24 protein-coding genes are annotated in these 22,468 nt (G+C 62.7%); 11 read left to right on the top strand and 13 right to left on the bottom strand.

Annotation, left to right across the window (positions count from 1 at the left end; genetic code table 11):
• Positions 1–187 precede the first annotated feature (187 nt).
• The 3 genes from NLM33_RS02215 to NLM33_RS02205 all read left to right on the top strand — a co-directional run bounded on the left by NLM33_RS02215 (position 188) and on the right by NLM33_RS02205 (position 3,114).
• Positions 188–727 carry a TRAP transporter small permease subunit gene (locus NLM33_RS02215; protein WP_254094268.1) on the top strand — a complete coding sequence of 180 codons (540 nt, stop codon included), beginning with the start codon at positions 188–190 and terminating at the stop codon, positions 725–727.
• Positions 724–2,328, top strand: a complete 1,605-nt coding sequence (locus NLM33_RS02210) for a TRAP transporter large permease subunit (RefSeq protein ID WP_254094266.1) — start codon at positions 724–726, stop codon at positions 2,326–2,328. The genes NLM33_RS02215 and NLM33_RS02210 overlap by 4 nt, the downstream gene beginning before the upstream one ends.
• Positions 2,329–2,397: 69 nt before the next feature.
• Positions 2,398–3,114: a hypothetical protein gene (locus NLM33_RS02205; RefSeq protein WP_254094265.1), complete on the top strand. Its 717-nt coding sequence runs from the start codon at positions 2,398–2,400 to the stop codon at positions 3,112–3,114.
• Here the strand turns inward: NLM33_RS02205 and NLM33_RS02200 are convergent.
• From NLM33_RS02200 to NLM33_RS02185, 4 genes are all read right to left on the bottom strand, one after another.
• Positions 3,078–4,433 carry a HAMP domain-containing sensor histidine kinase gene (locus NLM33_RS02200; protein ID WP_254094264.1) on the bottom strand — a complete coding sequence of 452 codons (1,356 nt, stop codon included), beginning with the start codon at positions 4,431–4,433 and terminating at the stop codon, positions 3,078–3,080. The genes NLM33_RS02205 and NLM33_RS02200 overlap by 37 nt on opposite strands.
• Before the next feature lies 1 nt (position 4,434).
• Positions 4,435–5,109: a response regulator transcription factor gene (locus tag NLM33_RS02195; protein WP_254094262.1), complete on the bottom strand. Its 675-nt coding sequence runs from the start codon at positions 5,107–5,109 to the stop codon at positions 4,435–4,437.
• Positions 5,110–5,477: 368 nt separating this feature from the next.
• A complete protein-coding gene (locus NLM33_RS02190; protein ID WP_254094260.1) occupies positions 5,478–6,239 on the bottom strand; it encodes an enoyl-CoA hydratase-related protein in 762 nt (253 codons plus the stop codon).
• A gap of 171 nt (positions 6,240–6,410) precedes the next feature.
• Entirely contained in the window at positions 6,411–6,644 is a 234-nt protein-coding gene (locus tag NLM33_RS02185) for a hypothetical protein (protein ID WP_254094258.1), read from the bottom strand.
• Between the two features lie 49 nt (positions 6,645–6,693).
• On the opposite strand from NLM33_RS02185, the gene NLM33_RS02180 reads away from it, so the two are divergent.
• From NLM33_RS02180 to NLM33_RS02170, 3 genes are all read left to right on the top strand, one after another.
• Positions 6,694–6,984 carry a hypothetical protein gene (locus NLM33_RS02180; protein ID WP_254094256.1) on the top strand — a complete coding sequence of 97 codons (291 nt, stop codon included), beginning with the start codon at positions 6,694–6,696 and terminating at the stop codon, positions 6,982–6,984.
• 232 nt (positions 6,985–7,216) lie between these two features.
• Entirely contained in the window at positions 7,217–8,464 is a 1,248-nt protein-coding gene (locus tag NLM33_RS02175; RefSeq protein ID WP_254094254.1) for an acyltransferase family protein, read from the top strand.
• A 198-nt stretch (positions 8,465–8,662) separates the two neighbouring features.
• The gene (locus tag NLM33_RS02170) at positions 8,663–9,145 is read left to right on the top strand and encodes a GNAT family N-acetyltransferase (RefSeq protein WP_254094252.1); all 483 of its coding nucleotides are present in this window, start codon (positions 8,663–8,665) and stop codon (positions 9,143–9,145) included.
• Positions 9,146–9,173: 28 nt separating this feature from the next.
• On the opposite strand, the gene NLM33_RS02165 is transcribed toward NLM33_RS02170, so the two are convergent.
• The 9 genes from NLM33_RS02165 to NLM33_RS02125 form a co-directional block, all read right to left on the bottom strand.
• A complete protein-coding gene (locus NLM33_RS02165; RefSeq protein ID WP_254094250.1) occupies positions 9,174–10,283 on the bottom strand; it encodes an alpha/beta fold hydrolase in 1,110 nt (369 codons plus the stop codon).
• A gap of 140 nt (positions 10,284–10,423) precedes the next feature.
• Positions 10,424–10,777 (bottom strand): hypothetical protein, encoded by a 354-nt coding sequence (locus NLM33_RS02160; protein WP_254094248.1) that lies wholly within the window; start codon positions 10,775–10,777, stop codon positions 10,424–10,426.
• Between the two features lie 42 nt (positions 10,778–10,819).
• Positions 10,820–11,737 carry a GIN domain-containing protein gene (locus tag NLM33_RS02155; protein ID WP_254094247.1) on the bottom strand — a complete coding sequence of 306 codons (918 nt, stop codon included), beginning with the start codon at positions 11,735–11,737 and terminating at the stop codon, positions 10,820–10,822.
• Positions 11,738–11,756: 19 nt separating this feature from the next.
• On the bottom strand, positions 11,757–12,329 hold the full coding sequence (locus tag NLM33_RS02150; RefSeq protein WP_254094246.1) for a DUF1700 domain-containing protein: 573 nt from the start codon (positions 12,327–12,329) through the stop codon (positions 11,757–11,759).
• On the bottom strand, positions 12,329–12,652 hold the full coding sequence (locus NLM33_RS02145) for a PadR family transcriptional regulator (RefSeq protein ID WP_254094245.1): 324 nt from the start codon (positions 12,650–12,652) through the stop codon (positions 12,329–12,331). Before NLM33_RS02145 ends, NLM33_RS02150 begins: the two co-directional genes overlap by 1 nt.
• A gap of 542 nt (positions 12,653–13,194) precedes the next feature.
• Positions 13,195–14,283 carry a TRAP transporter substrate-binding protein gene (locus tag NLM33_RS02140; protein WP_254094244.1) on the bottom strand — a complete coding sequence of 363 codons (1,089 nt, stop codon included), beginning with the start codon at positions 14,281–14,283 and terminating at the stop codon, positions 13,195–13,197.
• Between the two features lie 172 nt (positions 14,284–14,455).
• Entirely contained in the window at positions 14,456–15,544 is a 1,089-nt protein-coding gene (locus NLM33_RS02135) for a TRAP transporter substrate-binding protein (protein ID WP_254094243.1), read from the bottom strand.
• A 192-nt stretch (positions 15,545–15,736) separates the two neighbouring features.
• Positions 15,737–16,867 (bottom strand): Mrp/NBP35 family ATP-binding protein, encoded by a 1,131-nt coding sequence (locus tag NLM33_RS02130; RefSeq protein WP_254094242.1) that lies wholly within the window; start codon positions 16,865–16,867, stop codon positions 15,737–15,739.
• 143 nt (positions 16,868–17,010) lie between these two features.
• Positions 17,011–17,448, bottom strand: a complete 438-nt coding sequence (locus NLM33_RS02125; protein WP_254094241.1) for a VOC family protein — start codon at positions 17,446–17,448, stop codon at positions 17,011–17,013.
• Positions 17,449–17,662: 214 nt separating this feature from the next.
• Here NLM33_RS02125 and NLM33_RS02120 point away from each other — a divergent pair, with 214 nt between their 5' ends.
• From NLM33_RS02120 to NLM33_RS02100, 5 genes are all read left to right on the top strand, one after another.
• Complete coding sequence (locus tag NLM33_RS02120; RefSeq protein WP_254094240.1) at positions 17,663–18,532, top strand: NAD(P)-dependent oxidoreductase; 870 nt, start codon at positions 17,663–17,665, stop codon at positions 18,530–18,532.
• 24 nt (positions 18,533–18,556) lie between these two features.
• Positions 18,557–19,834 carry a sodium:proton antiporter NhaD gene (nhaD, locus tag NLM33_RS02115; RefSeq protein ID WP_254094239.1) on the top strand — a complete coding sequence of 426 codons (1,278 nt, stop codon included), beginning with the start codon at positions 18,557–18,559 and terminating at the stop codon, positions 19,832–19,834.
• Between the two features lie 148 nt (positions 19,835–19,982).
• Positions 19,983–21,578, top strand: coding sequence for a HAMP domain-containing sensor histidine kinase (locus tag NLM33_RS02110; RefSeq protein ID WP_254094238.1), 1,596 nt, complete (start codon positions 19,983–19,985; stop codon positions 21,576–21,578).
• Between the two features lie 43 nt (positions 21,579–21,621).
• The gene (locus tag NLM33_RS02105) at positions 21,622–21,825 is read left to right on the top strand and encodes a DUF1289 domain-containing protein (RefSeq protein WP_254094237.1); all 204 of its coding nucleotides are present in this window, start codon (positions 21,622–21,624) and stop codon (positions 21,823–21,825) included.
• A gap of 22 nt (positions 21,826–21,847) precedes the next feature.
• A complete protein-coding gene (locus NLM33_RS02100) occupies positions 21,848–22,360 on the top strand; it encodes a TIGR02281 family clan AA aspartic protease (RefSeq protein ID WP_254094236.1) in 513 nt (170 codons plus the stop codon).
• Positions 22,361–22,468 lie beyond the last annotated feature (108 nt).

Here is a 22,468-nt window from a genome sequence, read left to right as displayed (position 1 = left end):
GCTTGCCCGGCAGAGATAAGCTGGCCCGCCCCTTTTCGCGGTCGCGGTCAAGACGGCAAGGCATGAGGAGGACTGACGCCGCAATCGCTCCGGACGATGGCCGTGCGGTCACGTGCAATTTGCACGCGGGCCGAGCGATGCGTGTTGATGCCTCCGTGAAGTCAAGGCCGCGGCGGAGAAAAGTAAGATGCGTCCATTGTTGGCGGTGAGCAACGCCATCGATCTCCTCAATGAAAAGATCGGCAACTTCTGTAACCTGTTGGTGCTGCTGGCGTGCCTCGTCAGCGCCGCCAATGCCATGATCCGCTACGCCTTCAGCTACTCGTCGAACGGCTGGCTGGAGCTGCAATGGTACATGTTCGCCGTGCTCGTGATGTTCGGCGCGTCCTATACCTTCAAGCGCAACGAGCATGTCCGCGTCGAGATCTTCTATCTGATGCTGTCCGAGCGCGGCCAGCTCTGGCTCGACCTCATCGGCACGCTTTTCTTCCTGATCCCCTCCTGCCTCCTGCTCGCAAAGCTCTCCTGGCCGTTCTTCATGCAGGCCTATGACGTCGGCGAGATGTCCGGCAACGCCGGCGGCCTGGTTCGCTGGCCGATCAAGTTCGTGATCCCCGCAGGCTTCGTGATGCTGGCGCTGCAGGGTGTGTCCGAAGTCATCAAGCGTATCGCGGCTCTCCAGGGCTATGTGACGATCGACGCCAAGTACGAGAGACCGACACAATGACCATTACGCTGGAGATGATGCCGCCGATGATGTTCGGCGGCCTGGTGGTGGCGATGCTGATCGGCTACCCGGTCGCGTTCACGCTGGCGGCGCTCGGACTCTCCTTCGGCTTTCTCGCGATCCATCTCGGCTTCTTCGACCTGAACTTCCTTCAGGCGATTCCGGGCCGCGTGTTCGGCAGCGTGCTCGCCAACGAGCTGCTGCTCGCGATTCCCTTCTTCACCTTCATGGGTGCGGTGCTGGAGCGATGCGGGCTGGCCGAGGACATGCTGGATTCCATGGGCCAGCTGTTCGGCCCGATCCGCGGCGGTCTCGGCTACTCCGTCATCATCGTCGGCTTCATCCTCGGCGCCATCACCGGCACGGTGGCGGCGCAGGTCATCGCCATGGCGCTGATCTCGATGCCGGTGATGATCCGCTACGGCTACAATATCCGCTACATCACCGGCGTGCTGGCCGCCTCCGGCACCATCACGCAGCTCGTGCCACCCTCGCTGGTGCTGATCGTGCTCGCCGACCAGCTCGGCAAGTCGGTCGGTGACATGTATCTCGGCGCCTGGGGCCCCTCGATCTTCCAGATCATCCTGTTCGCCGGCTACACCTTCATGCTCGGTATCTTCAAGCCGAGCCACGTTCCGGCGGTGCCGAAAGAGGCGCGCACGCTGACCGGATGGGCGCTGTGGAAGAAGTGCCTGCTCGGCATCATCCCCTCCGCGGTCCTGATCTTCGTCGTGCTCGGCACCATGATGCTGGGCCTTGCGACCCCGACGGAAGCGGGCGCGATGGGCGCGGTCGGCGCCATCGTCCTCGCCGCGATCCACCACAAGGACTTCTCCTCCACGGGACGCAAGATCCTGATCATCGGCGTCATCACGGCCGGCATTGGCACGATCGTCGCGATGCTGTTCAGCGAGAACATCGTCTTCAAGCTCGCCTATGCGATCACCTACCTCGCGGTTGCCTGGATCTGCATCGAGGCGGCGCGCATTCCCGACCTGCGCGACCTGATCAAGCAGGGCTACGAGACGACCATGCGCATCACCTGCATGGTTACCTTCATCCTGATCGGCTCGACCTGCTTCTCGATCGTGTTCCTGGGCTGCAACGGCGGCGTCTGGCTCGAGCACCTGCTCACCTCCCTGCCCGGCGGCGTCTGGGGCTTCCTGATCTTCATCAACCTCTTCATCTTCTTCGTCGCGTTCTTCCTCGACTTCTTCGAGATCGCCTTCATCATCCTGCCGATGATCGCGCCGATCGCACAGAAGATGCTGGCGCCGGTGGTCGGCCCCGACGCCGCGCTGATCTGGTTCGGCGTCATGCTGTGCGTGAACATGCAGACCTCGTTCCTGCATCCGCCGTTCGGCTTCGCGCTGTTCTACCTGCGTGGCGTCGCGCCGCGCTCGGTGAAGAGCTCCGACATCTACTGGGGCGCGGTGCCCTGGATCGGATTGCAGATGATCATGGTGCTGCTCGTGATCGTCTTCCCCTCCGTGGTGACGGGCCTGCTCGACAAGCCGGTCAATGTCGATCTCGACAAGGTGAAGATCGAGGTGCCGCAGATCGAACTGCCCCCGCTCGACCTCGGCCCGCCGCAGAAGTAGGCGGCCGGACCGAGACGGAGCGCATGGACCAGCGGTCGATCATGACGATGGGCCTCATCATGATCGCGCTTGTGGTCGGCCCGTGCCATTGTTGTATCAGTCGCGGTCTTTGTGATGCGCCTGCAAAACCTCTCTTTTGATGCATGGTTGGAGCACTCATTCGGTCGCGAAGTTCGCTTTCAGCAAGCACCTTGGTACTTCGACCCGGATACTGATTGGTGGGACCCGCTGCCGGTGGAAGCCGTGTCCTATCTCACTCGATTGTTTGAAGACCCCGAATCTGCATTACAGGGATTTGCCGACAGCCAAATTGCGCAAGGGCTGACCTACCTCGTAAATACGAGCGCAAGCGGCGATAACCGATGGCTTTGCTCGACCGATGTGCCGATCAAAGATCGTGTCCGCTGCATAAACTCTGTCGCCATTCTGTTTGAGAAACTGTTTGAGCCTCGCTGCGCTCCTAGTCTGTCTCACCTCAGCGAAGCCGATGCCGGAACGCTGAACTGTGTTTGCTATATGTGGTGGGATGTGTTTCCGAGCTTGGCGCTTGCCGGCGACCCAGACCTGCCAACTCTCCACGATTGCGCGCTGAACGTCATGGAGCGCACCCTTCGCCTCGACTCGATTGCGTGCCAGGAGAGCGCTCTGCACGGGCTGGGACACTGGCATCGAGACTGCGGTGAACAAGTGACCCAAATCATAGACCGCTTTTGCGAGTCACATTCTGGAGCCGACCCCCGGATTTTGGCCTATGCGCGATCGGCTCGCTGCGGATGCGTGCTGTGACCTTCCGCCAGCTTGAAGCACAGCGTGAACTGCGCACCGCCGCCGGGGAGATTTTCGACGGCGATGCTCGCCGCGTGATCTTCCGCGACGCCGCGCACGATCGACAGCCCAAGGCCCGCACCGTCGCTGCGCTGGCGGTCCGCGCGCCAGAAGCGCTGGAAGATCAGCTCGCGCTCGGCCTCCGCGATGCCGGGGCCGCAATCGCGCACCCGTACCACGCCGTCGCCGCCGACCTCGACGTCGACGGCGGTATTCTTCGCGGTGAACTTGATGGCGTTCTCCGCGAGATTGAAGATCGCCCGTTGCAGCATCTCGGAATTGCCGTGGATCAGGACCGGCGCATCGGTGCCCTTCAGCGCGATGTCCTTGTGCTGGGCGAGCGCGAGCGGCGCGATCGAGCCGATCACCTCGGCGCAGACGGCACGCAAATCGGCGGTCTCGCCGGGATCGAGCACCAGCGTATCTAGCTCGGCGATCTCCAGCAGCTGGGCGACGATCCTGCTCATGCCCTCGATGTCGGCAAGCAGCGCCTCCTTGGCCGCGCCATCGCCCAACGTCTCGATCCGCGTGCGCAGGATCGCGAGCGGCGTGCGCAGCTGATGTGCAGCGTCCGCGGTGAACTGCCGCTGCACGCGAAAACCGTCCTCGAGCCGGTCGAGCGCCTGGTTGACGGCAGTGACCAGCGGTAGGATCTCGCGCGGGATCTGCTCCGTCGGAAGGCGGATATCGGTGCGCGCGGGGCCGATGTTGGTCGCCTCCTCCGAGGCCTTCAGCAACGGCGCGATGGCGCGGCGGAAGATGATGATGTCGGTGGCAAGCAGGACCAGGAGGATCGGAATCGTGATCCACCCGACTCGCCGGAAGAAGTTGGCGACGATGTCGTCGATGATGACGTCGCGATGGGCGAGATCCTCGGCGACCTGAATGCGCATGGTCTTGTCGTCGACGGTGCGCGTGACGCCCGCGCCGGAAATGGTCTCCGAGGCCGGCGCGCCGGTCTTCTTGTGCGAGGAGAACAGCACGCGGCCGTCGGCATCGCTGATGTCATATTGGTAGCGGCCATAGGCCTCCGAATAGAGGCCCCGGAGGCTGTCAGGCAGGTTGAACGTGATCCTGCCGTCCGGCTGCACGGCGATGCGCTCGGCGAGCACCTCGGCCTGCGCCCGCATGGCCGCACGATGCAACTGCCCGATCTCCGAGCTCAGCAGCCAGAACAAGACCGGCGGCAGGAAGATCGCCACCACGGCGATCGCGACGATGTGCAGGAAGACGATGCGCCAGATCAGCGATTTGAACGTCAGTGACCTCAGGCGCACCACGCTATTTCTCCTCGGCCATCAGATAGCCGACACCGCGGATGGTGTGGATCACGACCCTCGCGCCGTGCTCGGCGAGCTGCTTGCGCAGCCGCGAGACGTAGACCTCGACCGCATTGGAGGCGACCTCACCCTCGAGCCCGAAGATGTGGTCCTCCACGTTCTTCTTCGGCACCACCCGCCCCTGCCGCCGCAGCAGGATCTCCAGCACCGAGGTCTCGCGCGAGGAGATGATCCGCGGCTGGTCGTCGACGAAGATCTGCCGGCTCTCGGTGTCATAGACGAGATTGGCAAGGCGCAGCGAGCGGCCGAGCAACTGGCCGGGGCGGCGCAGGATCGCCTCCAGCCGCGCCACCAGCTCCTCGAGCGCGAACGGCTTTGCGAGATAATCGTCGGCGCCGCTGCGCAGGCCGTTGACGCGATCCTGCAAGCCACCGCGCGCGGTCAGCACCAGCACCGGCAGCGGGTCCATGTGGCGGCGCAGCTCGCGCAGCACCGCAAGACCGTCGCCATCGGGCAGGCCGAGATCGAGGATCATCGCGGCATAGCTGACGTTGCGAACAGCCTCGCGCGCCTCGGCCGCGCTACTGACGATATCGCTCTGATAGCCCGCCGCGGTCAGGCCGTTCGCCACGAGCCGCGACAGCTCGACATTGTCCTCGACGATCAGGAGGCGCATCGTAGTCCCGCCGGATGTTCCGATACTCATGACCTTACGGCTACCGCCGCTCGTACGATCTCTTCCAACATTCGGTTGGTTTCGGCCAGCAAAAAAAGCGCGAGCGAGCCCAGCTGCGAGGTTCGCCGATCGCGCTTTTTGTAAGGTTGGTGTAAGCTTCGGCTAGACAAGCATCGTCGCGGCCATCGCAGCCATTCATGCGGCGACGGTGGTCGATGCACCGTCGCCCGGGCCGAAATCCTGCCGGCCGCGCACCCTCACCGCCTGCTGTGATGCAGATCCCAATCCGCGCTGCGCGCAAGATTAATCGGCAGATGCCGAGGGAATGAGCAACATCAGCTACCGCTCAAAATGAAGGCCCTTGGGCCTCACCCGGTCTTGCGCGCAAAGAATTTCTTGAATGCTGCGAGCGCCTCGGGCGAGCGCATGCGTTCTGCGAAATAGTGGTTCTCCTGTCCGATCCGCCGCTCGATCTCGTCGGTCGAGGGTTTCAGGAGCTTCCGCGCAATCGCGACCGCATCGACCGGCAGCGCACAGATTTCACGCGCCACCTTCTGGGCCTCGACCACAGCGTGCCCGGGCGCCACGATCTGGTTGACGAGGCCGGCCTCCCTCGCGTCCTCCGCGCTCATCTCGCGACCCATGACCAGCATCGAAAACGCGCGCTGATGCCCGACCATGTGCGGCACGAGCAGGCTAGTGGCGCCATCGGGCACGAGGCCGTACTGGATATAGGGCGAGGAGAAGGTCGTCGTCGTGCTCGCGATCACGTAGTCGCAGTGCACGACCATCGTCATGCCGATGCCGATCGCGATGCCGTCGACCGCGGCGATGATGGGCTTTGTGTTGTTGACCAGCGCCTGAAGGAAAGTCACGGAATTGCGCGGCCGCGCACCGTCGTCGGCTTCGGTCGCAGCCTTCAGGAAGTCGCCGATGTCGTTGCCGGCGGTGAAGACACCCGAGCGACCGGTCAGGATCAGGCAGCGGATCGCGGGATTGGATTGCGCGGCGTTTATTGCATCGCTCATCGCCAGATACATGTCCTGCGTGAGCGTGTTCTTCTTCTCTGGCCGGCGCATCGTGATCATGCGGGTGGCGCCGTCGTCAGTGACGATGATGTGCTCGGTCATGACGTTTCCCTCGCAATTTCCGTGAACGAACCGTGGGACGCTCCTCAAGCGCGATGAGATTGGGATGAATCGTCATCGCGCTTTAGGTTATTGTTTGAGCATGATCTCCGCGCAAACGCGTTCCGCGTTTGTCGCGAGGGAAAACCGCTTTGCACTTTTCCGGATCATGCTCTAGTTCGATTTTTTCGGCGGCCTGGCCGGATCGGCGGCGCGTGCGCCGCCCCACGGATCATACTTCTCGGTAGGCACGGGAATCCTGTCGAGAGCTGCATTATACGCCTTCTCGTCGACCTTCGGGTGGTTTTCGACCGGCGGCCCCGAATTGCCGCGGCTGCGGCCATTGCGCGGAAACGAGATACCGACACAAGCATTCGCGCATGACCCGCGCATAAGGGCCCTTGTCATTGCCGATCCGGCTTTCGGTCCATTGTTCGACCCAGAAGGCCTAAGGAGCGTGAAAATCCCGCTTCAACTTTGGGCATCGGAGCTGAGCGGAGAAGACAGGACCGGCGGCGAAGTCACGCCGGACTATGTTTCAGCGATCGGTCGCGACCTGCCGATCAAACCCGACTACCATCTGGTACTGGGCGCCGGTCATTTTGCATTCCTTGCGCCCTGCGCGCCGGATCTGGCGAAGAGACTGCCCAGCATATGTACCGACCGACCCGGGTTCGACCGGGTCGCCTTTCATACGGACTTCAACGCCGCCATACTGGCCTTCTTCCGAAGGCATTTGAGGAACTGATCAGCCCTGAATGCAATCGCGCCTTCAAGGCCGAAACCGGCATGACCCGAGCTAATTCCGACGCGAGGCGCCAATCCGGCCGCAAATGGCGCCGGTCGGCGACCGCGATCTCAAAATCGGCCGGCGGCGTCGAGAAATCGGCTAGCCGATTTCCGGATCGGGCAAGAAAGCCCTGACAAGATCGGGCAGATTGTCAGGCAGAAGGCCCACTCCAGCGAGCACGAGCCCCTCCATGTCCCGTTTGACCACCGCCATCCCCTCATCGGAACGGTTGCACGCCCTCGATGCGGTCAGGGGATTCGCCCTGCTGCTCGGCATTGTCCTGCACGCGACATTGTCATTCGTCCCTGCCCCGACCAGGTTCTGGTTCATCCAGGACACCCATCAAAGCATGACCCTGGGCCTGCTGTTCTTCGCCATCCACGTCTTCCGGATGACGACCTTCTTCCTGATGGCGGGCTTCTTCGCCCGCATGAGTTTTCATCGCCGGGGGATCTCGGGCTTCGTCAGGGACAGGTTGCAGAGGATCGGGCTGCCGCTCGTGATCGGCTGGCCGATCGTATTTACGCCCATGGCTCTGATCGTGATCTGGGCCTCGGGGTTTCCGAACGGCGGTCCGGTCTCCGGCGGACGCGGCTGGCCGCCGGTGCTGCCGAATTTCCCCCTCGCCCATCTCTGGTTTCTCTATGTGTTGCTGGAGTTCTATGTCGCCATGCTTCTGCTGCGCAGCGCCCTCGTTTGGCTCGATGCGTCCGGCGCTCTGCGAACGATCCTTGACCGTCTCTTCGCACGGATCATGCGAAATCCGCTGGCACCCCTGGTTCTGGCGATCCCGATCGGCATCGCCTTCAGCCTCGACCAAACATGGATCAGCGTAATGGGGATCAGGACGCCGGATCAATCGCTCGTCACCAACCTGCAGGCTTGGATCGGTTTCGGCATCGCATTCGGCATCGGCTGGCTGTTGCATCGGCAGCGCGATCTGCTGCGGTTTCTCGAGCAGCGCTGGCTGTCGCACCTCATGCTGGCGCTCGGCCTGATCCTGATCTGTTTCGTGCTTGCCGGCGTGATGACGTCCGCGCCGGGTGCGCCAAAACTGCCGGTTGGCTCCGACACGCTCAGGCTCGTCGCCGCCATCCTGTATGCCCCGGCGATATGGATTTCGACGTTCGCGGCCATCGGCCTCGCGCTCCGCTTCATGTCCACCTTCAGTCCGACGCGCCGCTACCTCGCCGATGCGTCCTACTGGCTCTATCTGATCCACATGCCGATCGTGATGGCGCTGCAGGTCGCGGTGTCGCAGCTCGACTGGCCCTGGCCGATCAAGTTTGCGACCATTCTCGGCGTTGCGATTCTTGTGATGCTGGCGAGCTATCACCTGCTGGTGCGCTTCACCATCATCGGCGTGGTGCTGAATGGCCGCCGCGCGCCCCGCGAAGCGACGCCCGCCGCCGCGGTTGCCGGCCCCGCCGCGCCATGATGCGGGGCGCCGGGTGTCGACGCCGGCGCTTTCCGATCACGCGATGGTTTTTCTTCGCTCTACCCATCCTGCAGTCTGACCTTTATTCTGCGGCATACCTCCAATCACCTCGACGAGGAACAGAACCGAGTGCAAGAGGAGGATCATCGCTGCTCGGAGACGGGCTGGACACTCGGCAACCACAGGGATCGACGGACCATGGGCCAAACTGCTCTGACGGTTTTCAGGGAGATTGCGGAAACCGATTTCGATGACGTGGCCGATGCGCTGATCGAGATGCAAGCTCATTATCGCGTCCACTGTCCCACCCGGGGCTCGATCATTGACGGGCTGAAGTCGAGGCCCGTGGGATCGCGAATTCTACTTGCTTGTGAGAACGATGGGATCGCTGGTTTTGCATGCTTTAGCGCCATCTATCCTGGGCCTGGATTGACATCAGGATTTTTCCTGAAAGAGCTCTACGTTCGTCAAGATCGACGCAAGGCTGGATTAGGGAAACGGCTTATGGCGCGACTGGCCGCAATGGCTCGGCAAGAGGGCCACGATCGCATCGATTGGACCGTCGATGCAGATGATCTACGACTTCAACAATTCTACGAGATGCTCGGAGGGCGCGCGCTTCCGAAGAAACAGTTCTTCCGACTGGCCGGCACAAAGCTGACGGAGCTGGCTGGAATGTAAGCTCGTAGGTGGAGTAAAGCGTCTCGCTCTACCCATCCGACAGTCCAACTAGCGGCCGAATGTGCTTTATCAATTGCGTTAGAAACTCATCGGGGCGATCCAATGGAATAAAATGGTCAGCGCCCTCGAACCGCACGAACTCCTTTTGTGGCGCCTTCATTTGTTGAAAGTATGCGTAGACAGGCTCAATCGGCGTATTGAAATCTTCTGTGCCTTCGAAAAAGAACAGCGGAATCGAAAAATCGGTGCCTAGAGACCACAGGTCGCTCTGAAGCATTGGCCCGTTCCTCCCGCGCAGCTGCGTCGCTGAAAACGCAACGCCTCTTCGCCAATAGTACCAATCGAGCAGCGAAAAATCCGGCATGAAAGGCGGCGGGATGGGGCTGACGAGCTGGAATGCCTCGATCGAAGGAAGGGGTAGCAGTTTTTCCCACTTTTGCATGATGTCATGCTTGGCTGGATCCCAACCTGGGGATGGGGAAATAGATGCCAGCTCCGTCAACGCCACCCTATTGTTTGCGGCCTGCGCCAGTGCCTTCAGATGAGTAACGGTGAGCTCGAACTGCTTTTCGAAGGTTTGCTTGCCGACGACTTGCCCAGTGCCAACATACGCATAAAACAGGTCCGGGCGTTGTTTGACAATATGAATGCCGAGAAACGAGCCCCATGAGTGCCCGATCAAGACAATCCTGTCCTTGTGAAGATGCGCTCGAAGATACTCCGCCACTTCGACGCCGTCCTCCGTCATTTGCGCCAAAGTCATGGTCGCCGCAATCGATTCGCCGGTCATGCGAAGGGTACGTCCAGCGCCACGCTGGTCCCATTGAACGACCGTGAAATATTTTTCCCACGGCTGCCAGCTCGACGAGATCGGAATGGTCGAAGCACCCGGACCACCGTGAACAAAGAGGATAACCGGATTGCCGCGATCTTCGCCGCGTATCTGAATCCATTGATCGATGCCGCCGATTTTGACGTACATTCCCTCCTGGATGCCGTTTGGAGATTGAATCGCGAGGACACGTGCGCTGACGTTCTGGCGATAAGCGCGAAATCCAAGTCCTGAGCCTGCCAAAACCGCCAGGACGGTCACTGCAAGCAAGCTGGCCTTGGTAATCCTCGGGATCCATCGTTTCATCGACGCGCCGCCCTCGGCTATAAACCGCTAAGCATACAGAGATTTCGACATGTCTGCCGACGATGGGTACTGAGCGCGTTTACCGCAGGAAACGCTCCTGACCTATTCTATCATCGCGTTGAACCGCACATTGCGTCAATTCACGATGATGGGTTTCGGTGACTAATGGCTGCAACAATGAAGCCATTGTCGGCGAGCGTCTCGGCAGTGTCGTGGTTTACGAGAAGCGTGGCACCTTGTCCGTGGGAATCGGCGATCAGCGGAAGATGGTCTCCTGCGAGCGGGCAATCCTTCACTCCCGGCAAGTTGAAAGGATCGACATGGATCTCTACGGGCGTTTCGGCGCAGGGATACCAGATCATGCCGTGAATCGCCGGACCATCGGCGTCGGCAGGAATGTCGATCGACCGCAGGCCAGCGGCCTGCACTAGCGTCGCCGTGAGGCAGAAGGCGATGACGGAAAGCAATCTGCCGGCGTGGTTGGACGCGCGCATCAACGTCTCCTCCTTGTTTTTCGGAGCTGATTTGCGACGGGCTTACGGCACCTGCTTGATTTGCGCTGAACCCGACACGTGCGAATTAAGCCGCGCCACGGCGCCATGCAGTCTCACCACCCCACTGCCGGAGACGGAAATATCGGCATCCTGGCGCGGCGCGAGGTCGACGTCGGCGCTGCCGTGTATTTGTGCGTTGGCCCGTTCGGCGATCAGCCGGCCAAGGTCGGCGCGGCCGGAGCCGGCGGACTCGAGCGACAGCTCATTGACCGCTCCGCTGGCTGTGACGCCGCCGCTGCCATGCATCGCGATACGAAGCACGTCCTGCTTGATGTCGGCGAGCTTGAGATCCGAGCTGCCGTGGACATTCGCGGTGGTCTTCTGTGTGACGAGCCGGCTGAGATCGACCCGACCGGAGCCAGCGGCATCGAGTGCAACCTCGTGGACCTCGCCGCTTGCCGTGACGACGCCGCTGCCGTGTATGGTGATGCGCAGCAGATCCTGCTTGACGCGGGAGAGGTCGAGGTCACCCGAACCATTCAACGTCCATGCGGTGACGGCGGGGCCAGCGAGTTGGACGACGAGATCGCTCGCCGGAAAACAGTCGACCAGATTGTCCCACTCCACCGTGTCCCATTGCAGCGTGCCATCGCGCAGCCGCGCATGACTGACCAGATCGGCGTTACCGCTGACGCTGGCCTGTGGCTTGGGCCCAGGCTGATAATGCACCTGCGCCGGAATCTTGATGTTGACCGCGTCGCTCCCGGCCCAATCGAGATCGACGGTGCGGCGCTCGCCCGAGCCGGTGTTTTTCGCCGATCCGCAGGTCCGCAACGGGCTGGCCCAGGATCGGTAGTCGCCGTTGATCCAGTCCGTTGCCGAAGTCAAAACCGTGACTATCCCGCACGCGGCCGCAATGCTCAGCGACACCAGCGCAATTCCTGCAAGACGTCTGTTCATGACGCACCTCTGATCCTGGTTAAATCGGGTCGTGTTCCGGCTTGAGCAGCCGGTAGTGCAGCCGGGCGTAATTCCCGAGCATCTTCACCGCGGCGTTGAGTCCCAGCAGCAGCAGCGCGCCGCCTCCGACGCTGCCGGCGATCAACCCGATGCCCGCCACCGCGCGCAGCACCATCGCGGCGATCGAGGCGAAGTGCCCGATCTTCACGAGACTCAGCAGCAATCCGATGCCGACGATGCCGAGCGCGAAGACGACGAGGCCGATCACCAGCATGATCAGCGTCACGGCGAGCAGCAGCGGTAGCAGGAACAGAATGTCGACCGTGGCCAATCCGCCAAGCGCCAGCAGTGCGGCGGCCGAATTACCCAGGCTGCGATGATTTTCCCAGTGGCGCAGTCCGGTTTCGGCGCGCAGCTCGCGCGCCAGCCGCCGCGGATCGCCCAGTGCCGCAGCCACCTCGGCCTCGCTTCGCCCGGAGGCCTCGGCTTCGTCGAAATAGGACATGTAGTCGGCGATGATGTCGTCGATCTCCCGCGCCGGGAGCCCGGCGAGCCCGTCATTGAGGATGGTCAAGAAGGCGACGCGGTTCATCAGCGCTCTCCCAGCAACTTGTTGACGGCATCGGTGAACGTTTGCCACTCGCGCTTCTGCGCTGCGAAGGCGGCGCGGCCGGCCGCTGTGAGTCGATAGTATTTGCGGGGCGGGCCGCTGTTCGATTCGGCAAGGCGGGTATCGACCAGCCCGTCATCCTGCATCCGCCGCATCAGCGGGTAGATCGTGCCTTCGCCCATGCCGACGCCGGCTGCCAACGCGCTGGCAATCTCGTAGGCATAGCTCTCGCCGCGCGCGAGCAGCGCCAGCACGCACAATTCGAGCGCGCCCTTCTTGAGCTGGACCTGATTCTGTTCGGTCATCGCAGCCGTGCGAGTTGGCCAGATTCGGGACGAACATATTACAAGGTACCTTTTATTGCAAGGTACATACTTATGAAAGGTAGGATCGAGGAGATCGTGCGCACCACCAGAGCGACGACGTAAGGGAACAAAGCAGCCGTCCTCTGAGGACGAGCAACAGCCCTCTTACGTCCGGAATTGGCCCTTTGCGGACATGCCGGTAGGCAGCGCTGATGTCCGCTCTTGAATGTACGCTCTTGCACGACCGCCGGCGCCACAGCCCTGCATATTTCGGATTTTTCGATAATGGCCTTTAACCACTGATTTGCCCGACGTGTCAAACGGTTTCGCAGACGGCAGGCGAGCATCCTGCCCCTGGTTTCTACTTTGCATGGGGTTGTTTTCCGCATTTTGGAGAGCGCCCGCAACGGCAGGAGGGAGCGCACCTCCTTCGCGGTTCGCAACCGAACCTGATCTCACCCATACGCGATAAAGAAAGCCCGGCCTCGCGTTTGCGAGACCGGGCTGCTTGACGGATCATCGCGCCGCGAGCGACCGTGCGATCAGCCCTGCGCGCGACGCGCCATGAAGATGTCGTAGCCGACCTCGGCGACCTGGAACCATGCGTAGCCGTCGTTCGAGAACTTGGTCAGGGACTCGTAGACCTTCTTGAAGTTGGGGTTGGTCGCGCTGACCTCGGCATGCAGCTCCTTCGCCGCCTTGTAGCAGGCGTCCATGACCGGCGGCGGGAAGGCATGAAGCTTGGCGCCGTTCGCAAGCAGCTTGCGCAGTGCCATCGGATTGGCCTGGTCGTAGCGCGCCATCATGTAGTTGTTGGCGTAGTGGCCGGCCTGCTCCAGAACGCTCTGATAGTACTTCGGCAGCGCATTCCATTTGTCGAGGTTGACGAAGGCGAGCAGCATCGGGCCGCCTTCCCACCAGCCGGGATAGTAGTAGTGCGGCGCGATCTTGTAGAAGCCGAGCTTCTCGTCATCGTAGGGACCGACCCATTCGGCGGCGTCGATGGTGCCCTTCTCCAGCGCCGGATAGATGTCGCCGCCGGCAAGCTGCTGCGGCACCACGCCGAGCTTCTGCAGCGCGCGGCCGGCAAAGCCGCCGATGCGGAATTTCATGCCCTCGAGATCGCCGGGCGTGTTGACCTCTTTCCTGAACCAGCCGCCCATCTGGCAACCCGTGTTGCCCGCCAGCAGCGAGATCACGTTGTAGCTCTTGTAGAACTCGTTGAGCACTTCGCGTCCGCCGCCCAGCATGTACCAGGCCTGGTTGATGCGCATGTTGGGACCGAACGGCACCGACGAGCCGAAGGTGAAGGTCGGGTCCTTGCCGAAGTAATAGTAGGACGCGGTGTGACCGATCTCGCATGTCGCGTTCTGCACGGCGTCGAGCACCTGCAGGCCCGGCACGATCTCGCCGGCCGCGAAGATCTGGATCTGGAATTTGTTGTCGGTCGCCTCCGCGACCATCTTGCACATCATCTCGGCGCCGCCATAAAGCGTATCGAGCGATTTCGGCCAGCTCGTCGGCATGCGCCATTTGATCTCCGGCATCGATTGCGCGATGGCGGGAGCGGCGAGCGTGGCGGCGCCTGCAGCGCCAAGTCCGGTGACTTTGATGAAGTCTCTTCTTTTCATGTTTCCTGCCCTGATGGTTTGCGATTGCGAGCCTTCTTGCGAGGCTTGGCGGGCAGCATGGAACATCCCGGTTCCGATTTCCATACGCAAAAGCCCGGCCTCGCGAACGAGGCCGGGCTTCCCGACTAAGACTTAAGACCTAGGATTGGGGCCTGGGGGACCCCTATCCTGATCAGCCGCGGGTGCGCGAGCGGATCATGAAGCTGTCGTAGGTGTATTCGGCAACCTGCCACCACAGATATTCATCCGAGCGGTAGGCCTGCATGGCGTCGATCGACTTCTTGAAGTCGGGGTTCTTGGCCGAAATCTCGGCCCACAACTCGTTGGTTGCCTTGAGGCAGGCTTCCAGCACTTCGTTGGTGAAGGGACGGAGCTGGGTGCCGCCGGCCACCAGCCGTTTCAACGCAGCCGGGTTTTGCATGTCGTAGCGCGCGGCCATCCAGCTATTGGCGTTGGCCGTCGCATTGGTGAGGATCGCCTGATAGCTCTTCGGCAGCGCGTTCCACTTGTCCAGGTTAGCGAAGGCATGGACCATCGGACCGCCCTCCCAGAAGCCCGGATAGTAATAGTACTTCGCGACCTTGGCGAAGCCGAGCTTCTCGTCGTCATACGGGCCGACCCACTCGGCCGCGTCGATGGTGCCCTTTTCCAGCGCCGGATAGATGTCGCCGCCGGCGAGCTGCTGCGGCACCACGCCGACCTTCTGGAGCACCTGGCCGGCGATGCCGCCGATGCGGAATTTCAGGCCCGAGAGATCGGCGACCGTCTTGATCTCCTTGCGGAACCAGCCGCCCATCTGCGTGCCGGTGTTGCCGCAGGGGAAGCCGATCACGTTCGACTTCTTGAAGAACTCGTTGCCGAGCTCGGCGCCGCCGCCCTGGTACCACCAGGAGTTCTGCTGGCGCGCGTTGAGGCCGAACGGCACCGAGGCGTAGATCGCGAACGTCGGGTCCTTGCCGACGTAATAGTAGGACACGGTGTGGCTCATCTCGACCGTGCCGTTGGAGGTCGCATCCAGCGCCTGCAGGCCCGGGACGACTTCGCCGGCCGCGAACACCTGGATCTGGAACTTGTTGTCGGTCATCTCGGCGACGTACTTCGCCAGCTGCTCGGCGCCGCCATAGATGGTATCGAGCGATTTCGGAAAGCTCGACGTCAGGCGCCACTTCACCTCGGGCGAGGACTGCGCAATCGCCGGCGAGGCCACCGCGGTCGCCGCCGCGCCTGCTGCCGACACTTTCAAGAAATCACGACGCTTCATCTTCAGGTCTCTCCTTGCTGGGGCGTTTTCCCCGACGTCTCTTTTGCCGCCACTAGTCTCGGCGATGCGTGATGGCCGCGTCGAACCGAAGGCGCTTGACTGCCGGGGCCTTTAGCACGGAAGCCCAGCTTTCGGAACGCGACAATGGCATGACGGGACTGTACGAAAGTCGCATGCCTCGGCGGGAGGGCTTTAGCCCGTGGAAATCACGGACTTGAGCTGGTCCCGGATGTGGCCCGCGATAGCGCGATAGATCGCCGCATGGGGCCCATCCGGCTCGCTGTCGACCACCGGTTTTCCGGCATCCGAGGTCTCGCGAATCGCCATGTGCAAGGGGATTTCGCCAAGGAACGGGACGGCGAGCTTCTCGGCCTCGTGGCGCGCTCCGCCATGGCCGAAAATGTCCGATTTCGTGCCGCAATGCGGGCACTGGAAATAGCTCATGTTCTCGACGATGCCGAGCACAGGGACGTTCACTTTCTTGAACATGGCAAGGCCCCGCCGCGCGTCGATCAGCGACAGATCCTGCGGGGTCGAGACAATGACGGCGCCCTTCAGGGGCACGTTTTGCGCGAGCGTGAGCTGCGCATCGCCCGTCCCCGGCGGCATGTCGACGACCAGGACGTCGAGCTTGCCCCACTCGACGTCGCGCAGCATCTGCGTCACCGCCGACATCACCATCGGCCCGCGCCAGATCATCGCGGTCTCTTCCTCGACCAGGAATCCGATCGACATGATCGACAGGCCAAAACGCTTCAGCGGAATCATCTTCCGCTCCTCGTTCAGCTCGGGCTTGGCGTGCAGGCCCGTCAGCCGCGGCACCGAGGGACCGTAGATGTCGGCATCTAGCAGCCCAACCTTGAGGCCGAGGTCGCGCAGGCCGAGCGCCAGGTTGAGCGCGGTGGTCGACTTGCCGACCCCGCCCTTGCCCGAGGCGACCGCGATGACGGCGGCGACGCCCGGAATCTCGGCCTGGCGCGACATCGGCGAGGTGCCGCCCTGCGGCGGCCGATGGGTATGGGCCGGCTGTACCCCCGGCGCACCGCGGCTCGGCGGCGGCGGTGGTGCGCTGCCCGGCTTGCGCTCGGCGGTCAGCGCCACCATGGCCGTGGTGACGCCGGGAATGGCGCGCACGGCGGCCTCGGCCTCGGCCCGGACCTGCTCCCAGGCCCGCGCCTCCGCGGCATCGACATTGATCGAGAAGAACACCTTGCCGTCACTGGCACTGATCGCACTCAGCACATTGGCATTGGTGAGCGCGACCCCGCGCGGCGATTTGATCCGGCTGAGGCTGTCGAGAACCTGCTGCTGCGTCACGCTCAATGCGCATCTCCTGAATGGAGCATGATCCGGAAAAGTATGTAGCGGTTTTCCGATAGGATCATGCTCGACTATAAGCCCCTAGAGCGCGATCCTGATCGCGCTTTAGGGTGATGCGCCCCATTAGAGCGGAAACGCGCAAAAGGCTACTGCCTGCCGATATCGCCGGCCGTCTCGACCGGGGCCTCCGCCCCCTGCTCCTCGGCCGCCTCGTAATTCAGCTCGATCATGACCCCGTTGGGGTCGTGCACGAAGATCTGCCAGAGGTCGCCGCCGGGCACCTGCCGGGATTCGAATTTCATGCCCTTGCCGCTCAGGCGCTGCCTCATGCCGTCGAAACCGCGGCTGACGAAGGCAACATGATGGACAACGCCTGAATCGGGCTTTTGAGCCTCGCCCGTCGGGGAAATGTCGACGAGATGCACCACCGGCCTGCCCTCGCTGTACATCCACGCCCCCGGGAAAGCGAAATTCGGCCGCGGGCCGTTCTCGAGGCCCAGCACGTCCTCGTAGAAGCGGACGGTCTCGGCCAATTTCCGGGTCCGGATGTTGAAATGATCGAGCACCCCAACGCTCACGGCCATACCTTGCACTCCCTTTTTTTATGTCCTTGTTCGCGCATCCTAGCACAGGAGACCTTCAAACGAAGCCGTTGCCCTCCGGCCTCAAGGGTTTATGGTGCGCCTCCGATCCGCCCTTTTCGGGCGGAACCGCCAAAATCCCGCGATAGCGTGGGCCGGCTGCCTCAAAGGCCGGTCAAAACCGCAAGAACACCCAAGCACAAGCAAGGTCACCCATATGGCTAAAGTCGCTTTCCTCGGTCTCGGCGTCATGGGCTTCCCCATGGCCGGCCACCTCGTCAAGAAGGGTGGCCATGAGGTCACCGTCTACAACCGCACCGCGGCCAAGGCGAAGGAATGGGCGGACAAGTTCGGCGGCAAGACCGCAGCGACACCAAAAGCTGCAGCCGAGGGCCAGGACTTCGTGATGTGCTGCGTCGGCAACGACAACGACCTGCGCGCCGTGACGATCGGTCCCGACGGCGCGTTTGCCGGCATGAAGAAGGGCGCGACCTTCGTCGACCACACCACCGCCTCCGCCGAAGTCGCGCGCGAGCTTGACGCGGCCGCCACCAAGGGTGGCTTCAAATTCGTCGATGCCCCCGTCTCCGGCGGACAGGCTGGCGCCGAGAACGGCATCCTGACCGTGATGTGCGGCGGTGCCGCTGACGCCTATGCCGGTGCCGAGCCGGTCATCGTGGCCTATGCGCGGATGTGCAAGCTGCTGGGGCCTGCGGGCTCCGGACAGCTCACCAAGATGGTCAACCAGATCTGCATCGCAGGCCTCGTCCAGGGCCTCTCCGAAGGTATTCACTTCGCCAAGAAGTCGGGCCTCGACGTTGCCGCCGTGATCGACACCATCTCCAAGGGCGCGGCGCAGTCCTGGCAGATGGAGAACCGCTACAAGACCATGAACGATGACAAGTACGATTTCGGATTCGCCGTCGAATGGATGCGCAAGGACCTCTCGATCTGCATCGCGGAAGCCCGCCGCAACGGCGCGAACCTGCCGGTGACCGCGCTCGTTGACCAGTTCTATGCCGAAGTCGAGAAGATGGGCGGCAAGCGCTGGGATACGTCGAGCCTGCTGGCGCGGCTGCAACGCTGATGGCTGCTTAGGCGCGGACCTGTCTTGCTGATCGCGATCGCCGCCATCTTCGTCGTTGCCTACGCGGCGATCGCGCTCGAACATCCGCTCGGCATTAGCAAGAGTGCGGCGGCGCTGATCGGCGCGGTTCTGCTCTGGACGGTGTACGCGGTCACGATCGGCGACCACCCCCTAGTCGGACATCAGCTCGACGAATCCGTCGCCGCCACGGCGCAGATCGTGTTCTTCCTGATCGGCGCCATGACGATCGTCGAGGTCATCGACGCCCACGATGGCTTCGAGGTCATCACCTCGCGAATCCACACCACGAGCCAGGTTCAGCTCATGTGGCTGGTCGGATTCGTGGCATTCTTCCTGAGTGCGGTTCTGGACAATCTGACGACCACCATCGTCATGGTCTCGCTGATCCAGAGACTGATCGCCAGGCGCGATGACCGCCTGCTATTCGCCTCCCTCATCGTAATCGCCGCGAATGCCGGCGGCGCCTGGACGGTGATCGGCGACGTGACCACGACCATGCTGTGGATCGGCGGACAAGTCTCGCCGGTGAACATCATGGGCGCGGTATTTCCGGCTTCGCTCGTCAACCTGCTCGTGCCGCTCGCGTTCATCAGCTATTCGCTAAGGGGCAAGACGATTGCCCCGCCGCCGCGGGAAGACCGGCTGCAAGGCGTCGAGCTATTCGAGCGCAACTTGATGTTCTTCCTTGGGCTCGGTGTGCTGATCGCCGTGCCCGCCTTCAAGACGCTCACGCATCTGCCGCCCTTCATGGGTGTTCTGCTCGGGCTCGGCATCGTCTGGCTGGTCGGCGAGATCATCCATCGCGACAAGGACGAGCACGTGCGGAAGCCCCTCACACTCGCGCATGCGCTGACCCGGATCGACATGAGCTCGATCGTGTTCTTCGTCGGCATCCTGCTCGCGGTCGCCTGCCTCGAGCATGCCGGCCTCCTGACGATGCTGGCGAGATGGCTGGAGACCACGATCGGCCGCCAGGACATCATCGTCATCCTGCTTGGCCTGCTCAGCGCCATTATCGACAACGTGCCGCTCGTCGCCGCGACCATGGGCATGTACGACCTCGCGCACTACCCGCCCGACAGCTTCATCTGGGAGTTCATCGCCTATTGCGCCGGCACCGGCGGCTCGATCCTGATCATCGGCTCGGCCGCGGGCGTCGCTGCCATGGGGCTCGAGAAGATCGAGTTCTTCTGGTACGCCCGCCGCATCGCAGGACCGGCGCTCGCCGGATATCTGGCCGGGGCCGTGGTCTATATCGCGCAGCACGCAGCGATGCATTGAGGCGGCCGTTCGCCGCACTTCGATATGTCGAATTAACTCCCCGTTAACGCAATTCTTTAGCTCCTTAAGTCAGCTCTTAAGGATTTGTTGCCAGAGATAGAGAATGCAGAAGGCCCGCGTCGACGTGGGCAGGAATTCGTGTTGCTTGATGAGTAACCCCGCTGAAAAGCCCGAGGTCGTGCAGCTTCCGGCCGAGCCGGCGAGCGTGCCATCGGCGAGCAATCGCCGGGCTGCGGCGCAGCGGGTGCGCGAGGCGCGCGACAAGTTGACGTCGACCAGCGGAACACGGCCCGCCTTCGACAGCGAAATGCTGCGCCAATATGCGCAGACACGGCTGTCGGCGTCCTACGTCGTGATGCTGCTGGTGGTCGCGACCGGTCTGTTGTTCGGGCTCTGGATGCAGCCGGTTCCGGCGGCGCTCTGGACCGTCGGCATGCTCTGCATCCACGCCGCCATGATCCGGAGCTGCCGCCGCCATCTCGCCGAGCCGGCATTGCCCGCCGTCACGCGCAAATGGCGCACGCGATTCGTCGTGCTCGACCTGCTCTACGGCCTGTGCTGGATGGCGATCCTGATCCATCCCGTGCTCGACGTCGTCACGGAAACGCTGATGATGTTCCTGATGCTGCTGGTGATCGCAGTATCGAGCATGCTGGCGGCCAATTTGCCGATTGCAGCGCTTGCGGCCACCGCGCCCGTCGCGGTCGCGATGGCGCTGAGCTTTGCGATGAGCGGCTCGCTGGACAATTACATCCTGGCGGCGCTGTCGCTGGCCGCCGAAGGCTATTTCGTGCTCCTGGCGCACCGGCTGCATTCCTCGACTTTCGCAACGCTGGAAGCCCGCGCGGAGAAGGACGCGCTGATCGGCGAACTGGAACAGGCCAAGGCGATCTCGGACGAGGCGCGGCACCGCGCCGAATCCGCCAACGTCGCCAAGTCGCGCTTCCTCGCGCAGATGAGCCACGAGCTGCGTACGCCGCTGAACGCGATCCTCGGCTTCTCCGAGGTGATGAAGAGCGAGATCTTCGGCGCGCATCAGGTCGCCGTCTACAAGGAATATTCCGGCGACATCCATAATTCCGGCGTACATCTGCTTAATCTCATCAACGAGATCCTCGACCTGTCGCGGATCGAGGCCGGCCGCTACGAGCTGAACGAGGAGGCGGTGTCGCTGGTGGGCATCGTCGCCGACTGCCATCATCTGATGAAGCTACGAGCCTCGAGCCGCGGCATCACCATCCACGAGGTCTATGAGCAGGCGATGCCGCGGCTGTGGGCCGACGAGCGCGCGATCCGCCAGGTCGTGCTCAACCTCTTGTCCAACTCGATCAAGTTCACTCCGCAAGGCGGCGAGATCTGGCTGAAGGTCGGCTGGACCGCTTCGGGCGGGCAATATCTCTCGGTGAAGGATACCGGCTCGGGCATTCCCGAAGACGAAATCCCGGTCGTGCTCGCCTCCTTCGGCCAGGGCTCGAACTCGATCAAATCGGCCGAACAGGGCGCAGGCCTTGGGCTTCCCATCGCCAAGAATCTCATCGACCTGCACGGCGGCACGTTTACGCTGAAATCGAAACTGCGCATCGGCACCGAGGTGATCGTCACCTTGCCGCCGGAGCGCGTCATGAGCGCGCTTGCGCCGATGACAGAAGAAGCTCCGCCGCTGCAGCCCGACAGCTCCGGTGTCACGGACGAGAAACGCCGGCCGCGCCACAAGCCGATCATGAGCGCAGGCACGGGTTCCTGAGAGATGCTTGCAGAACTGCCCAGCGATCCTTCACTATGCGGGAATGAGCAAAGACACACCGTGCGTCGCCGTCTGCATGATCGATCCCAAGACAAGGCTGTGCTTTGGCTGCGGTCGCACGCTGCCGGAAATCGCGCGCTGGCACGCCATGGAGCGTGCGGAACGGCTCGCCGTCATGGCGCAGCTTCCGGCGCGCATGGCGGATGCAGGACTTTCGCCGATCAACTCGGCATCGAAATCCGCCTGAGACTGATGGACGGAGGCGCGCGATGAGCCGCCTCTTCCTGGTACTGTTCCTGTTGACGGCGACCGCAGGCGCCGTGGTCGCCTACAGGGATCCCGAGCAGGTCGCTCGCGCCAGTGACACCGTCTCCAATCTCATGCGTCACCGGACCAGCCCGAAGACGCGCGCCGTGGAGGTCCAGCGCGGCCGCGGCGGCGAATTCGCGCTGCAGGCGCGGATCAACGGCGTGCCCGCGCCCATGGTGGTCGATACCGGCGCGACCTCCGTCGTGCTCACCTACGAGACGGCGAAGGCAGCGGGCCTCCCGCTGGAACTGCTCGACTATGACGTCGACGTCGAGACCGCCGGCGGCCGCACCAAGGCGGCACGCCTGACGCTGGACCGGCTCGCGATCGGCAAGCTCGTCGAGCGATCCGTGCCGGCGCTCGTGGTGCCGCACGGCACGATGAAGACCAACCTGCTCGGCATGACCTTCCTCGACCGCCTCGAACGCTGGGAAGTCCGCGCCGACCGGTTGATGCTGCACGGCTACCCCTAGACACACGGGACATTAGACACACGGGACATGGCGCGGCGCCGCGAAAGATCGTGGGTGCGGCATTTCCGTCTATTTACAAACCGCCTGGTCGGTTTATAATGAAACCTC

The sequence above is a fragment of the Bradyrhizobium sp. CCGUVB1N3 genome, assembly GCF_024199925.1.
Lineage (GTDB): Bacteria > Pseudomonadota > Alphaproteobacteria > Rhizobiales > Xanthobacteraceae > Bradyrhizobium.
The sequence above is the reverse complement of the archived record's forward strand: the minus strand, read 5'-3'. Positions and strand labels throughout refer to the sequence as shown.

Excerpts from the sequence above, each read along its gene's own strand:
- NLM33_RS02175 (WP_254094254.1), top strand. The coding sequence starts at position 7,217 with ATGTCCCGTTTGACCACCGCCATCCCCTCATCGGAACGGTTGCACGCC.
- NLM33_RS02135 (WP_254094243.1), bottom strand. The coding sequence starts at position 15,544 with ATGAAGCGTCGTGATTTCTTGAAAGTGTCGGCAGCAGGCGCGGCGGCG.
- NLM33_RS02190 (WP_254094260.1), bottom strand. The coding sequence starts at position 6,239 with ATGACCGAGCACATCATCGTCACTGACGACGGCGCCACCCGCATGATC.
- NLM33_RS02125 (WP_254094241.1), bottom strand. The coding sequence starts at position 17,448 with ATGGCCGTGAGCGTTGGGGTGCTCGATCATTTCAACATCCGGACCCGG.
- NLM33_RS02145 (WP_254094245.1), bottom strand. The coding sequence starts at position 12,652 with ATGACCGAACAGAATCAGGTCCAGCTCAAGAAGGGCGCGCTCGAATTG.
- NLM33_RS02215 (WP_254094268.1), top strand. The coding sequence starts at position 188 with ATGCGTCCATTGTTGGCGGTGAGCAACGCCATCGATCTCCTCAATGAA.
- NLM33_RS02160 (WP_254094248.1), bottom strand. The coding sequence starts at position 10,777 with ATGCGCGCGTCCAACCACGCCGGCAGATTGCTTTCCGTCATCGCCTTC.
- NLM33_RS02120 (WP_254094240.1), top strand. The coding sequence starts at position 17,663 with ATGGCTAAAGTCGCTTTCCTCGGTCTCGGCGTCATGGGCTTCCCCATG.
- NLM33_RS02170 (WP_254094252.1), top strand. The coding sequence starts at position 8,663 with ATGGGCCAAACTGCTCTGACGGTTTTCAGGGAGATTGCGGAAACCGAT.
- NLM33_RS02195 (WP_254094262.1), bottom strand. The coding sequence starts at position 5,109 with ATGCGCCTCCTGATCGTCGAGGACAATGTCGAGCTGTCGCGGCTCGTG.
- NLM33_RS02165 (WP_254094250.1), bottom strand. The coding sequence starts at position 10,283 with ATGAAACGATGGATCCCGAGGATTACCAAGGCCAGCTTGCTTGCAGTG.
- NLM33_RS02105 (WP_254094237.1), top strand. The coding sequence starts at position 21,622 with ATGAGCAAAGACACACCGTGCGTCGCCGTCTGCATGATCGATCCCAAG.
- NLM33_RS02150 (WP_254094246.1), bottom strand. The coding sequence starts at position 12,329 with ATGAACCGCGTCGCCTTCTTGACCATCCTCAATGACGGGCTCGCCGGG.
- NLM33_RS02185 (WP_254094258.1), bottom strand. The coding sequence starts at position 6,644 with ATGACAAGGGCCCTTATGCGCGGGTCATGCGCGAATGCTTGTGTCGGT.
- NLM33_RS02110 (WP_254094238.1), top strand. The coding sequence starts at position 19,983 with ATGAGTAACCCCGCTGAAAAGCCCGAGGTCGTGCAGCTTCCGGCCGAG.
- NLM33_RS02140 (WP_254094244.1), bottom strand. The coding sequence starts at position 14,283 with ATGAAAAGAAGAGACTTCATCAAAGTCACCGGACTTGGCGCTGCAGGC.
- NLM33_RS02210 (WP_254094266.1), top strand. The coding sequence starts at position 724 with ATGACCATTACGCTGGAGATGATGCCGCCGATGATGTTCGGCGGCCTG.
- NLM33_RS02100 (WP_254094236.1), top strand. The coding sequence starts at position 21,848 with ATGAGCCGCCTCTTCCTGGTACTGTTCCTGTTGACGGCGACCGCAGGC.
- NLM33_RS02155 (WP_254094247.1), bottom strand. The coding sequence starts at position 11,737 with ATGAACAGACGTCTTGCAGGAATTGCGCTGGTGTCGCTGAGCATTGCG.